A 13,047-nucleotide genomic window follows, 5' to 3' on the forward strand; every position below is an offset into this window, starting at 1 on the left:
AGAAAAGAACGCATGAAAAAAATTCATACCCTGTTATTTTCCGCCACCCTCCTGATCGGGTCGGCGGCCAATGCCCAGCTACAAGTTGAAATTGCCGGCGTCGGCAGCAACCAGATCCCGGTGGCGGTCGCCGCCTTCGCCGACGAAGGCATGGCGCCGGAACAGATCTCGGCCATCGTCCGTGCCGACCTCGAGCGCAGCGGCGTCTTCAAGGTCATCAACGCCGGCCAGGTCATCAGCGACAGCGCCAGCGTCGACGCCGGCAGCTGGAAAGCACGCGGCGCCGATGCGCTGGTCGTCGGCAGCGTGCAGAAGCAGCCCGACGGCCGTTTCGCCGTGCGCTACAAGCTCTACGACACGGTCAAGGGCAGCCAGCTCTCGCAGCTGGGCAACGAAGTCCAGCCGCGCTTCACGCGCCTGCAGGCGCACCGCATCGCCGACGACGTGTATGAAAAGCTGACCGGCACCCGCGGCATCTTCTCGACCCGCATCGCCTACGTGAAGGAAAACCGTGCCGGCCGCGACTATGTGCTGGCGGTGGCCGACGCCGACGGCGAGAACGAAATCGTCGCCGCCCATGGCCGCGAGCCGATCATCTCGCCGTCCTGGTCGCCCGACGGCGGCAAGGTCGCCTACGTGTCGTTCGAAGACCGCAAGCCGGTCATCTACATGCAGGACCTGGTCACCGGCAAGCGCCGCGTGATCGCCAACGAAAAAGGCAGCAACTCGGCGCCGACCTGGTCGCCGGACGGCAGCAAGCTGGCGATCGCCCTGTCGAAGTCGGGCAACTACCAGGTGTACATCGTGAACGCCGACGGTTCCGGCCTGCGCCGCCTGTCCAACAGCAGCGGCATCGACACCGAACCGCGCTTCTCCGCCGACGGCCAGAGCATCTATTTCACGAGCGACCGCAGCGGCGGACCGCAGATCTACAAAATGAGCGTCTCGGGCGGCAACGCCACCCGCGTCACCTTTAACGGCAACTACAACATCAGCCCGCGCCTGTCTCCGGATGGCAAGACCCTGGCCTGGATCTCGCAGCGCGATGGTGGCTTCTCTCTTTACGCGAAGGACCTGGCGAGCGGCCAGGAACTGCGCCTGGCCGATGGGGCCTCCGAACCGAGTTTTTCGCCGAACGGCAAATACATCATGTATGCGAACAAGGCTGGCGGGCGTGTCGCGCTGGCGGTCGTATCGACGGATGGTCGGGTCAAGCAACGCTTGACCACCAAAGCGGGAAACATTCGGGAGCCCAGCTGGGGTCCCTTCATGAAGTAAGAAGTAAATCAACCAACCAAGACCAGGAGAAAAACCATGCGCAACGTTAAGAGTGTGTCCTTCATCATCGCAACCGCTGCCCTGCTGGCAGCGTGCAAATCGCCAGCCCCAGTCGCCGAGCCGACCGTTGTCGAGCGTACCCCAACCGCGGCCCCAGTGACCGACAGCCGCGACATCCGCCCAGTGGAAACCGCCACCGTCGATCCACTGAACGATCCAAAAGGCGTGCTGGCCAACCGCAGCGTCTACTTCGACTTCGACAGCTATGTCGTGCGTGAAGATGGCAAGCCAGTGGTCGCCAACCACTCGCAGTACCTGAACCAGAACAAGGGCCGCAAGATCCTGATCCAGGGTAACACCGACGATCGCGGCGGCAGCGAGTACAACCTGGCCCTGGGCCAGAAGCGCGCCGAAGCCGTGCGCCGTGCAATGGCAACCCAGGGCGTGGCCGAAGGCCAGATGGAAGCCGTCTCGCTGGGCGAAGAAAAGCCGAAGGCAACCGGTTCGGGCGAAGCCGCCTGGGCTGAAAACCGTCGCGCCGACATCGTCTATCAGTAATCGTATGTACAGAGTCGCTTAAGACTCGGCTCTTAAGACTCAGCTGATTGACAGCGGGGCGGGTGCGGTGCAGACTGCAACCCGCCCCGTTTTTCATTGCCTCACTGGTATAGAAAGAGTACGACATGATGAAACTGACCCCGTCCCGCCTTGCCGCCATGTTACTGGCCCTCGTGCTGCCGCTGCAGGCCTCCGCGGGCATCCTGGACGACGATGAAGCGCGCCGCGCCATCCTCGACCTGCGCGCGAAGGTCGACGCCATCACGCGCGACCTGACCACCCGCCTCGACGCCAAGGCCGACAAGAACGCGACGCTCGACCTCCTGAACCAGAATGAGCAGCTGCAGGCCGAGGTCGCCAGGCTGCGCGGCCAGATCGAAGTGCTGGCCAACGAAGTGAGCAAGGCCCAGAACAACCAGCGCACCCTGTATTCCGACCTCGATGCGCGCATCAAGAAGATCGAGCCGCGCGCCGAGACCATCGACGGCGAAACGGCGCAGGTGCTGCCGTCCGAAAAGCAGGCCTACGAGAGCGCGATGGAAGTCTTCAAGACCGGCGACTACAAGCGCGCAGCAGGCGCCCTGCAGGACTTCGTCAAGCGCTACCCGGAGTCGGCGTATGCCGCCAACGCCCAATACTGGCTCGGCAACGCCTACTACGCCCAGCGCGACTACAAGAACGCGATCGCCGCCCAGGAAGTCGTGACGACCACCTACGCCAGCAGCGCCAAGGCGCCGGACGCGATGCTCAACATCGCCACCAGCTACGCCGAGCTGAAGGACAAAGTCAAAGCGAAGAAGACCTTGCAGTCGCTGGTGTCGAAGTTCCCGGATTCGCAGGCCGCGCAGTCCGCCAAGGACCGCCTGGCTGCCCTGAAATAAAGTCTTAAAGCAAGATTCAGGGGTCGCACATTTGACAGCACGACGGCGCCCCCCTATAATCTTGCTTCTTTCGGGTCGTTAGCTCAGCTGGTAGAGCAGCGGACTTTTAATCCGTTGGTCGCAGGTTCGAATCCCGCACGGCCTACCACGAATTTAGTTGCAACAATGAAGGCGTTACGAGTGATCGTGACGCCTTTTTTGTTTTCCTGGCCGGTACGGCATGGCGAGCAGGATTTTCATTGGTTCGCTACGAGATTGCTCACGCCGTCCTCGATACGCTATCGCTCGACAAATCCTCGTCCAAGCCGGCATATTTGTACTTCTGATCGTCGCCCATGTAGACGACGCGTGGATCGGATGGCAGTGTCGCGTCCTTACCGAACCCTGCAAGCGAATCGTGCACATAGTTGTCGAAGAAGCTGATGACTTGCTCGTCCTTCAGCCCGTTGTTCCGTTCAAACTCATTTTCGTACGCTTCGACCAAGGCTTTGTAATGAGGACGTAACTCTTCCATTTTCCTGTTGTTGCGTGGTCCGGACAAAGCCGGGCGGATTGCACGTATATCAGCCAACAACTCCCTGTCGTAGAGTTCTATCAAGGCTTGCAGCTTATTCAGATTCGGAACCGAATCTTTGCGGGCTTTTGCTTTCAGGTAGGCGCGGCGGGAGGCTTGGTAGTCTTCGCGTGCCGACTCCACGATACCATTAGTTTCAGACACCATCGGCTGTTGAGCACTGTCGCTCGAAGCGCTCGCTTGCATATCCTGCAAGGTCATTGATGCATTCAAAGATAACTGTGCGAGCTTCTCTTTTTTGCCAGGTTGTCAACTTCACGCGTCAATGCGCCATCTTGCTCCCGGAATTTCCTGTCGTGGACTTCGATAAGTCTGGCTTCCGTTATGTCGCCAGCGACTTTACGCTTGATTGCCCTGAAACGCCAAGAATAGTACAAGGCCATGTGTTTGTTGATACCCTCACCTAGGGTCTTAAATGGTCCTACGGCTTTCAAATAACTATTGTAAGCGGCACACATTGCCGGATCGGTTGCAAAATCGTTTGCATTATCTGCTTGCCATTCGGCGAGCATTGGCACCCCTTGGCGTAAGGCATGTTCGTACATGTGGCGCAACGGAATTAAGCTCAGGTTTTGCGAAGGACGGATTCCTTTTGCGCCTTCGCCGGGAGCATAGCCGCCACCTACATCGGAGTGCGCGCCAGGGTACACCGCTTCGTGAAAATGCGCCGGTTTGAATATTCGTCCATTCTCGATGGCGCTTATGCTGTCGACCGGGAATGAATTCCGAATTTCGTGCGCCGCAACAAAATGGCGCACCTCCTCAATGGTCGCGTGAACCCGTAACCTGTCGCCCCAGTCGTCATGCCCATGAGAGTTTCCCCATGCTGGGTCTGCGCCTGGAAGTGCATTGATCGCATAAGCCAGTTCCTCGGGCCGAGTCGCTCGGTAGTTTCTCCGGCGTTTCGCCATCAAGCCCGCGGTATCTCCGTTAGCGGCTTCATACACACCCGTAGTACCTGAACTCATGGGTAAACCAACCGAGGCAACGGTATCGAACAAGCCGAGGAAGCGGAAGCGAACTGGCCAGTGTCCCTCCTTCAAAATCCACCTGCCGTTGCGTAGTACACATCGCTCCTCCATCACCATGTTGACGAATGCCCTGGAAAGCGCAGCACCCCGGCTGAATCCAAACAGGGCGATGTTGATTTCCTTGATTGCGTTTGACGGCGCCTTGGCACGTGCCAACGGTTTGGCTAGAAAGCTATCGAGTCGCTCGAGTGCGAACTCGAGGCGTCGGTCGCCCATCCTCCCGCAGCCCAGGCCCAATGCACTGCCCCCGTCATCGCCCTTTTCAGGGAAATAGGTGCCGATTCCCGGGATATATACGACAAGGATTCCTTGATTATCGTTCTTCGGTACATGCGCCCTGTATAACCTTGCAATAGCGCTGTGCTTTGCCAGACCAAGGTCTGCATCGAGGTTATTGCCAGTACCATCGAAGAAAAACGAGAGCCATAGGATTTGTGTGCATGCGCCCGGAGCGCCATTCAGATTGTTTCGGGTTTTTAACGACGCGGCCATGTTTTGCAAAGTCGACAGTCTTTGTGCTGGTCCAGGATTTTCTGCTGAGATACCCCGTGCCTGATCGGTTGCGGTACTAAGGCCGGACTCCGTTGCCTGAAGGCCAGGCGTCTTTTGATCGCCCACTGAGTCATACTTCTGGCTTTTCGTCATTTTTGCACCTTGGGAATGAAGATTTGTCCTTCCGCCTCCCATCAAGGGAGAGGCGCGGCCCAGCTCCATCTTTCGATAGAAAAACTTGCACGGACCCGTCGGGATAAAAATGGGTTTCGATGGTATTCGGCTCTTCGCCGGCGGGCCGGGGAACGTCTACTTCAGTCTCTCTGAAATAAAAATGTCTTACCCTATCAGCCGCCCCAGTGCGTTCGTCCTTGATGAGATATGTACAGCCATCGTATTGCCACCGAACCTTGACGCGCAAAGGTCTCGTCGATTTTTTAGAAATCCTTACACAGCAGGTTACACCGCTACCGCCGCTATCCGGAGAGCTCAGAAAGACGTGGCCGCCTCCAGAGTCATTCACCGTGTAACTCGAAATATTGCGATCTGTGTAATTATAGCCAACAAGCCCCAAAAGAAGATCGTTGCCGTCGTCATTTCCCCCTGTCGAATTGCCCGACCGTGCATGGCATGCACTGAACGTCATACATAACATCATTAGACAAGCGCATCGCACGATGGACTGTTGTGTTCGATCACGAGTCAACATTTTCTTCATACCTGCTCCCCAGTTTCATCAAGATCAAAAATGCTTAGCCGTTCTGAAGCAAAGTCGTCCCGCTTTAATTCTTCCAGCAATCGTTCTCGCTCTGCCCCATCAGCGAATTTTTTCCTGTACATCAGAATCGTCGCGGTAAAAATCGAGAATTTGAAAACCGATTCCACCCCGCCCTGTTTTGCCATGCCAATGGATTCGCTGACGAATGCAGGCTGATCAACCGGCGGGACCGCCCTCAAGAGGTTCGAAAAGTTCTCTCGAAGCAGATTGAGTACCTGATCGATTTCGCACGCATCGAGCAACGCAATTTCTTGCCGCTGAGTGAGTAGGAGTGGAGCGGAAAAGTTATTCTGGGGGTCAAATTTTGTGTTGAAATTCACAAGCTTCCCGGAGCGGTCGACATATCGCCAGGATTCCGCCGCCCCAAAAAAAGGTTCTGCCTGCTCGGCAGACAAAATACTCACCAGACTCTCTAACACCCGCGGATCGAAGAAACGCAGCATTGCCTCCATGTTTTCCGAGAACATCACATCAAGGCGCGCAGCCAGTCGATTTCGAAGCTGCCCAATATCCAGCGGAGTCGTTAACATCACAACGGAAGAGGAGTAGGTCCCGTGCTCCCCTATCCACTTGAACAGATGACGGAACATCCGCAATTGCCCCACGCTACCGACCAGTACGAGAAACGGCGCAACCTGCAGCGCATTGGCCTCCCTGCTGCAATCGAACAAGCTCGACCATTCCACCGAACTGGCAAGCAGCTGCCGGTGCAGGCCGGGCATACCGGCATGGTCGAGCAGGAAGTACAGGTTCGAGCTCGGATGTGCCGCCAGAATTTCCTCGGCAACAGCGCGAAAATCGATGGGAATACTCATTCGGACCTCACGACAAAAGGCGAGCCCGCGGCCCGCGCCTTCAGCAGGCACTCGACGCAAATGCTCGTCGGCAGGGCTGGCAGCGGATAGTCGAGTCGGGCCGGACCGATCAAGCTCTTCTTGCCCGCATGAACCTTGATCTTTCCCGGGCACTGCACCGTGATATTCCCGCCCTCGATCGTGATGTTCGCCCCGCCCGCCGTCGACAAACTGATGCGCTTGGCCGCTGCCCAGTCGATATGGCCATTCGCGCTGATCACATCGATGGCGTCGCGCGCCTGTACTTTCAGCTCATCGCCCTGCGCCTGGAGATCGATCGCATCCCTGGCGGCAATCATCTGCAGCCCGGTTCCGCCCTCGCCTGGTTTCACGACGCCCCCGAGGACGCCGATTGCCTGCCGTGTATGCATGCGCATCTGTCCACCGACCACGAACTGGGTGTCCTGTCCGCTCATCACACTGACGGTTTCGCCGTTCGATAGCTGCAAGCTCTGCGCGGCGTTCGCGCCGAAGCCATCCTTCGCGGCGATCGCAATGACAGGCGCGCTCGGGTGCGGCAGCGGCTCGCTGCCCTGCGTTTCCACCTCGCCCGCTACCGCCTTCGACATCGCGGCCAACGGTGCCGCTGTGCCGTCCAGTACGCTCCCGTCAGCCGATGCGGCCCCCAGGTGAGCGGCCAGGCCAACCGCCTGATGCGTTACCGCTACCCCATTGAATGTCTCCGCCAGCTTGACCGCCTGTTGCAGCAAGCTGCCCGCAGCCGCGTTCTCGCCGGCCGGATCGCGCCTGGCAGCGCTGTGTTCGATCTGGTAACTCGTGATCAGCAAGCCGGCGCCGGCCCGCACTGCGCCATAGGCATCGGTACGCAGCTCGGCGCCCGTACCGCGGAAGCTGCCCCGATAATTGTCGGCGGCGTGGATCAGGTGACCGAGGTTCAGTTCGGTCGACGCATGGCTGCACTTCAATTGCCCCCGGCCTTGCGCATCGGTGTCGTCGAACAGGAGCTGGTTATAGCCCGCGCCGCCGAATTCCTTGCTGCGGATGCCCCACTGCGCGGCGCCGTTGCGGTGGCCGGCGCTGTCGCCCGATGCGCCGTGCCAGACGGGACTATTGCCGCCGGCGAGGTTGCCCTGCGCCGAAGGCGCGTGATCAGGGGCGCGGCCGAATATCTTCGCGTCGCTGGCACGATCGACACGGCCGCCCGGTGTCGGAATGACGCCGCCCTCGCCCTGGCCGTTGTACAGGGCACTAACGACGATCGGCCGGTCGATATCGTTTTCCAGGAATTGCACCAGCACTTCCTGGCCGATGCGCGGCAGGAACTGGCAGCCCATGCCGCTGCCGGCCGAGCCGTCCGGCCCAACGACGATCGCAGTCTGCGACCCGGTTGCGGTTGGCCTGGCGTTCCGGCGACCCTCGCTGCCGGGCAATTGGGGACGCCAGGGAAACTCCGTGGGGATGGCTTCGAAGCAGTTGGCATAACCGGATTCGATGGCCTGGGCGATCGCTAGTGCCAAGTCGACCGAAAACGCGTCGGGCGCAAGTTCCTGCAGCAGTTCGGGAATCGGCCCGAACAGCTCGGCGAGCGCATCACGGGCCGGTGGCGGCAGGTTGTTTACCCCGACGCTCGTCACCCTCAGGATGGTGAACGGCGCACTGGCGCCGAGCGCGCGCCGCGGCGCACCCGACACGACCATCCGGGTTCCCGCGCGCAGGGTGCGCACAGTCGAGCGGCCGCGCCACAGCTGGGTGCGTGCTTCCATGCCTTCCATGGCGAGGTCGGCGTAGCGCTCGGCGTCCTTCCTGTTCGCATACGCATACTGGCCAGGGGCATCATAGGACTCCAGCACGGGTAACCTGGACGAACGCCGGAGGGTGGAGGGCGAACTGGCCGCCGTTACCTGCTTCGACTTATAGTTCGGACTGACGACCGTGACGAGCGACGCAGACAGCTTGCGCCGTGCCACAAGCGCCTGCACGGTATCCTGGCGTTCGACGGAACTGACGCCATGGAAACGGACGCCGCCCTGAACTTTGCTGCACGGGTCCTCGGGCACGGCGCAGGCCCGGCTGCTGTCGGCAAACAGCACCATTCCCGGCCCGTCCGGGGTCTGCTCGCAGCGCCAGCACAGTCCTTCCTCGGACAGCAGCCGACGTACGAAATCGAGATCGGACTCCCGGTACTGACAGCAATAACTGCGCGGCACGGCCATCGCCATGAACTGTCCGGTGTCGTCGCTCCAGCGCCAGCGTGCCAATGGCCGGTAAGGCGCGAGCACTTCATCGACAATCTCGACCACCGTCCTGTCCTGCCATACGCGGCTGTTGCGCGCCTGGCCGAGCCGCCAGAACCAGGGCGAGATCCGTATCCGGTAACGGGCAAAGCCGCCGTCGCTGCCCAGCATCGCCGCTTCGCTGATGTCGCCGGCGAAGCGCGTGCGCGTGCCGTCGGCCAGGCTGATCTCCAGCCTGGCCCCCTTCCCCAGCAGGGACGACGGGTCGACATGCGCACTGGTCGACAGGACGATGAGGTCGCGGGCCCCGATCTCCTGCACCGCGTCGTCCGCCGCAAAGGCCTCGACCAGAAATCCCGTGGAGAGCGCCGCCCTGCCGTCACTAACGAACAGTTCGTAAAGCCTGGTTGTGCTGGAAAAGGCGGCCAGGGTCCGCCTGAGTTCTCGCGCTGAAAGATTTGGCATCCTCGACGACGCTCCATGTACGGATCGATCCGCGACCTCGGCACGGGCATCGCTGCTCGCACACCTCGGCCGTGCTCAAAGGAAAGCACTCATCACGATATCGCAGTGGAAACGCAGGGTTCGCGGCCTCATCTATAGTTTGCGCCGCGTCAAGGTTGAGCGTGCCGTCAAGACACAAGGACGTGGGAGTCCAGCCCGCCCGCATCCGGGCTGTGGCGACGTTCAATACAGGTTGGCCGGATAGCCGTACGACTGTTTGATCTCCCAGTCGAGATAGGTGAACAGGCTGCCAAGCCTGCTCTTGATCTCCCGCACCGGCCAGTTGGTGACGCCGTTGGACAGGGCTGTGATCCACCCCAGCAGGCCGGGGTCCTTGATCACGGCGATCACCTGCATGACGGTCGCCTTGAAACTTGGATTGGTCGGGTTGAACTCGGCGTAGGGAATGAGGAGAATGCGCGGGATGGATTCCACCTCGTAGCTCGCGACATCGACCAGGCCGGCGTCGAGATACGCCTTCGGATGCGAAGCGAACGCTGCCTGGCGCAAGGTTTTCTCGTCAAGGCTGGCAAGGGTGCCGGCCTTGATGCGCGCCACGATGAGTGCGATCAGCGGCAGTTGCAGGTTGACCGTGGTTTCCCTGACCCACTTGGCACTGACCCAGCGCGACGGATCGTTCAGGCTGGCGTCGGTCGTGAACGCAATATTGTATTTCTTGCCGTAGCCGATCGGGTAGCCGGCCTCCCCCCATGGGCCTAGCCGTGCATCGATCACTTCGTAGAACTGGTAGGTCGTGCGGGCCTTGGGCTGGTAGGCGACAATCGATCGCAGGTATTTTTCGACCGCGCCGGCATCGGAGGGTTTGCACGTCGATTTGGCAGGCAGCGTGAACGTCATGATCACCTCGAAGGAAATGCAGTCGTCGACACCTGGACGGCGCCAGTGCTGTGTTCGAGGCTATTCCCGCGTGATCGGAAAGTCAACATTTATCAAGGCGCCGTCCTCAACTGACGCATCCGGACATCAAATACGCTCCAGAAGCGCCGGCAGCGTTATCATCCGCTCCGGCCCCGCGTTCGCGCCCGTCCACCGTACTGCTCAGTTTCCTGCGTGCCGCCATTGCGCGCCTTATTGCATAATCCGGGTGAGGCATCGCGACAAGGCCGGCCCGGCCGTAAAGCGCCAGCCCGGCCACGCCGCGACATGGCCCAGACTCCACGCCCACGAGGCAGATCGATGCGTCAAACATGATATTACGCGGTCCATCCCCGCCAACCGCCACGCCGCCCCTGCGGCTCAGTCCCTATTCGCTGGCCCGCCTGGGTGCGCTCGCGGCGCTGCTGATCCTGACGCTGGTGCTCGGTACCGCAGCCATGCTCCAGGTCAGCTACCAGGACACGATGCGCCAGCAGAAAACCACGCTGCGCAACCTGGCCATCGCGTTTGCGGCGCAGACCCAGATCGTGGCCCAGGCGGTCGACCAGGCGCTGCACCAGGTCGAGCGCAGCTACAAGGCCGGCCCCCGCACCCAGCCGCCTCGGCTCGACTATTTCAACGAACAGGGCGCCGCCCAGGATTACCTGCTTGGCCTGTATGTTTACGGCCTCGATGGGCATCTGCTGGCCAGCGCCCTGCCGCCTGGTGCGCCCGCGGGCGCCCGTGCCCCGGCCGCGCCGGCAAGCGACCTGCTGCGCAGCGACGGGCTCGAGATCGGCATCACCGCAGTCGACGCCAATACCGGGCGCGGCATCATCGAGTTCGTGCGGCCGCTGCACGACGCGGCCGGGCGGCGCGTCGGCTCGGTGCTGGCGCAGGTCGACTCGGAGCGCTTCGAGCGCATCTACAGCCTGGTGGAACTGGGCGAAGGCGGTTCCGTGACCCTGCTGCACCGCGACGGCACGATGCTGGTGCGCGGACCGACGCTGGCGCAGAGCATCGGACGCTCGTTCGGAGGCACGCCCCTGTTCCGCCAGCACCTGCCGGTGAGCGAGCGCGGCGCCTTCGAAACGGTCAGCCCGGTCGACGGCCTGGCGCGGGTGTATGGCTATGACGCGGTCGGCCACTATCCGCTGGTGATCATCACCGGCATGAACAAATCGGCGGCACTGGCGTCCTGGTATGGCCGGCTGTGGACCGCGGTGCCGCTGCTGTTGCTGGTCTGCGTCGTGCTCGTGTTCCTCGCCTGGCGCGTGGCGCGCGACACCCGGCGCCAGCACGCCCTGATCGCCCGCCTCGAGGCGAGCGAAGCGCGCGCCGGCAGGAGCGCAGGTTACCTGGCGGCGATCCTGAATGCCGTGCGCACGCCGATCTGGGTGCTGGATAATGCGCGCCGGCTGGTGGTGTGGAACGACGCGTTTGCCCGCTTCGCCGGACGCGCGCCCGAGGAGATGCAGGGATCGCTCGAGGCCGAGGTGCTGGACCCGGCCGGTGGCGCCGAGCGCGAACGCCGCTACGCGCTGGTGCTCGGCACCGGCCGCACGGACGAGGCGCTGGCCACCGTCAAGGACGGCAGCGGCGAGGCGCGCACGGTGATCCAGCAGACGTCGCAGCTGCTCGACGCCTCGGGACAGGTACAGCTGGTGAACCTGCTGACCGACATCACCGAGCGCGAACGGGCCGAGGCGCACCTGGCCTATCTTGCCAATTTCGACGCGCTCACCGGCCTGCCGAACCAGAACCACTTCCGCCACCTGCTCGGGGCCGAGCTGGCCGACGCCGCCGCCAAGGGAACCCCGCTCGGCACCCTGGTCGTGTCGCTGGCGCGCCTGCACGAAATCAGCGACCTGCTGGGCCATGAAGCGGGCGATGCCGCCCTGCGCGAGGTCGGCACCCTGTTCCAGTCGCAATTGCCGCGCGCGGCCGGGGTGGCGCGCATCAAGGGCAATGAATTCGCCGTGCTCGTGCATGCGCACCACGGGCGCGGCGAGCTGGAGGAATTCGCGGCCGCCCTGCACCGCCGGCTATCGAGCCCGCTCACCGTCAACGGCCGCGAATTCTCCCTCGGTCCGCGCGTGGGCGTGTCGATCTTCCCCGAGGACGGGCAAAGCGCCGACGAATTGTTCCGGCGCGCCGAGAGCGCCCGCAACCGCATCGGCGCCGATGCCGACACGATCCACTTCTTCTCCGAGAGCGCCCAGACCGACCTCGACGAGCGCCTCACGGTCGAGGCCCAGCTGCGGCGCGCACTCGAGCGCGGCGAGCTGCGCATGGTCTACCAGCCGAAGGTGGCGATCGGGTCCGGCCGCATTGTCGGCTTCGAGGCGCTGCTGCGCTGGAAAAACGGGGAACTGGGCGACGTGTCGCCGGTGCGCTTCATTCCGCTGGCCGAACGCACGGGACTGATCGTGCCGATCGGCGCCTGGGTATTGCAGGAAACCTGCCGCCAGCTGGCGCGCTGGAACGCGGGCGGCGAGCGGCTGAAGGTGGCGGTGAACCTGTCGCCGCGCCAGTTCGACCAGAAAGACCTGGTGCCGATGATGCAGCGTTGCATTCTCGAGACCGGTATCGATCCGACCTGCCTCGAATGCGAGATCACGGAAACGGCCCTGATGCGGCGCGAGGGCGAAGTCGACGACCTGCTGCACGCGATCCGCGCGCTCGGGGTCGAATTGTCGATCGACGATTTCGGCACCGGCTATTCGAGCCTGGCGGCCCTGAAGCATTTCCCGGTGCAGCGCCTGAAAATCGACCGCGCCTTCATCCGCGACCTCGGCCGCGACGAGGACAGCGCGGCGATCGTGCGCTCGATCGTCAACCTGGCGCGCAACCTGAAGCTGGCCGTGGTGGCCGAAGGGGTCGAGACCGAGGAACAACTGGCGATCCTGCGCGGCCTTGCCTGCGACGACTACCAGGGTTTCCTGTTCAGCCGGCCGGTCGAGGCCGAGATGGTGCCGGCGCTGATCGAGAGCAACCGCGCCGTCGTCGCCTGAGCCGGCTTAGAC

10 protein-coding genes and 1 tRNA gene are annotated in these 13,047 nt (G+C 62.1%); 5 read left to right on the forward strand and 6 right to left on the reverse strand.

What is annotated here, in order from left to right; genetic code table 11:
* Positions 1 to 12: 12 nt before the first annotated feature.
* The 4 genes from tolB to AC1MEM_RS20845 all read left to right on the forward strand — a co-directional run bounded on the left by tolB (position 13) and on the right by AC1MEM_RS20845 (position 2,865).
* A complete protein-coding gene (gene tolB / locus AC1MEM_RS20830) occupies positions 13 to 1,278 on the forward strand; it encodes a Tol-Pal system beta propeller repeat protein TolB (protein ID WP_499473781.1) in 1,266 nt (421 codons plus the stop codon).
* Positions 1,279 to 1,314: 36 nt separating this feature from the next.
* Positions 1,315 to 1,836, forward strand: coding sequence for a peptidoglycan-associated lipoprotein Pal (pal, locus tag AC1MEM_RS20835; protein ID WP_499473783.1), 522 nt, complete (start codon positions 1,315 to 1,317; stop codon positions 1,834 to 1,836).
* A 125-nt stretch (positions 1,837 to 1,961) separates the two neighbouring features.
* The gene (ybgF, locus tag AC1MEM_RS20840; protein WP_499473785.1) at positions 1,962 to 2,717 is read left to right on the forward strand and encodes a tol-pal system protein YbgF; all 756 of its coding nucleotides are present in this window, start codon (positions 1,962 to 1,964) and stop codon (positions 2,715 to 2,717) included.
* 72 nt (positions 2,718 to 2,789) lie between these two features.
* Positions 2,790 to 2,865, forward strand: a tRNA-Lys gene (locus tag AC1MEM_RS20845).
* Positions 2,866 to 2,976: 111 nt separating this feature from the next.
* On the opposite strand, the gene AC1MEM_RS20850 is transcribed toward AC1MEM_RS20845, so the two are convergent.
* From AC1MEM_RS20850 to AC1MEM_RS20875, 6 genes are all read right to left on the reverse strand, one after another.
* On the reverse strand, positions 2,977 to 3,492 hold the full coding sequence (locus tag AC1MEM_RS20850; RefSeq protein WP_499473787.1) for a hypothetical protein: 516 nt from the start codon (positions 3,490 to 3,492) through the stop codon (positions 2,977 to 2,979).
* Positions 3,493 to 3,500: 8 nt separating this feature from the next.
* A complete protein-coding gene (locus AC1MEM_RS20855; protein WP_499473789.1) occupies positions 3,501 to 4,967 on the reverse strand; it encodes a T6SS phospholipase effector Tle1-like catalytic domain-containing protein in 1,467 nt (488 codons plus the stop codon).
* A complete protein-coding gene (locus AC1MEM_RS20860) occupies positions 4,945 to 5,532 on the reverse strand; it encodes a DUF3304 domain-containing protein (RefSeq protein WP_499473791.1) in 588 nt (195 codons plus the stop codon). The genes AC1MEM_RS20855 and AC1MEM_RS20860 overlap by 23 nt, the downstream gene beginning before the upstream one ends.
* Positions 5,529 to 6,407: a DUF4123 domain-containing protein gene (locus AC1MEM_RS20865; protein ID WP_499473793.1), complete on the reverse strand. Its 879-nt coding sequence runs from the start codon at positions 6,405 to 6,407 to the stop codon at positions 5,529 to 5,531. The genes AC1MEM_RS20860 and AC1MEM_RS20865 overlap by 4 nt, the downstream gene beginning before the upstream one ends.
* A complete protein-coding gene (locus AC1MEM_RS20870) occupies positions 6,404 to 9,106 on the reverse strand; it encodes a type VI secretion system Vgr family protein (protein WP_499473795.1) in 2,703 nt (900 codons plus the stop codon). The genes AC1MEM_RS20865 and AC1MEM_RS20870 overlap by 4 nt, the downstream gene beginning before the upstream one ends.
* A gap of 222 nt (positions 9,107 to 9,328) precedes the next feature.
* A complete protein-coding gene (locus AC1MEM_RS20875; RefSeq protein WP_499473797.1) occupies positions 9,329 to 10,003 on the reverse strand; it encodes a hypothetical protein in 675 nt (224 codons plus the stop codon).
* Between the two features lie 350 nt (positions 10,004 to 10,353).
* On the opposite strand from AC1MEM_RS20875, the gene AC1MEM_RS20880 reads away from it, so the two are divergent.
* On the forward strand, positions 10,354 to 13,035 hold the full coding sequence (locus AC1MEM_RS20880; RefSeq protein WP_499473799.1) for a bifunctional diguanylate cyclase/phosphodiesterase: 2,682 nt from the start codon (positions 10,354 to 10,356) through the stop codon (positions 13,033 to 13,035).
* Positions 13,036 to 13,047 lie beyond the last annotated feature (12 nt).

This window comes from Telluria sp. AIW5, assembly GCF_056680575.1.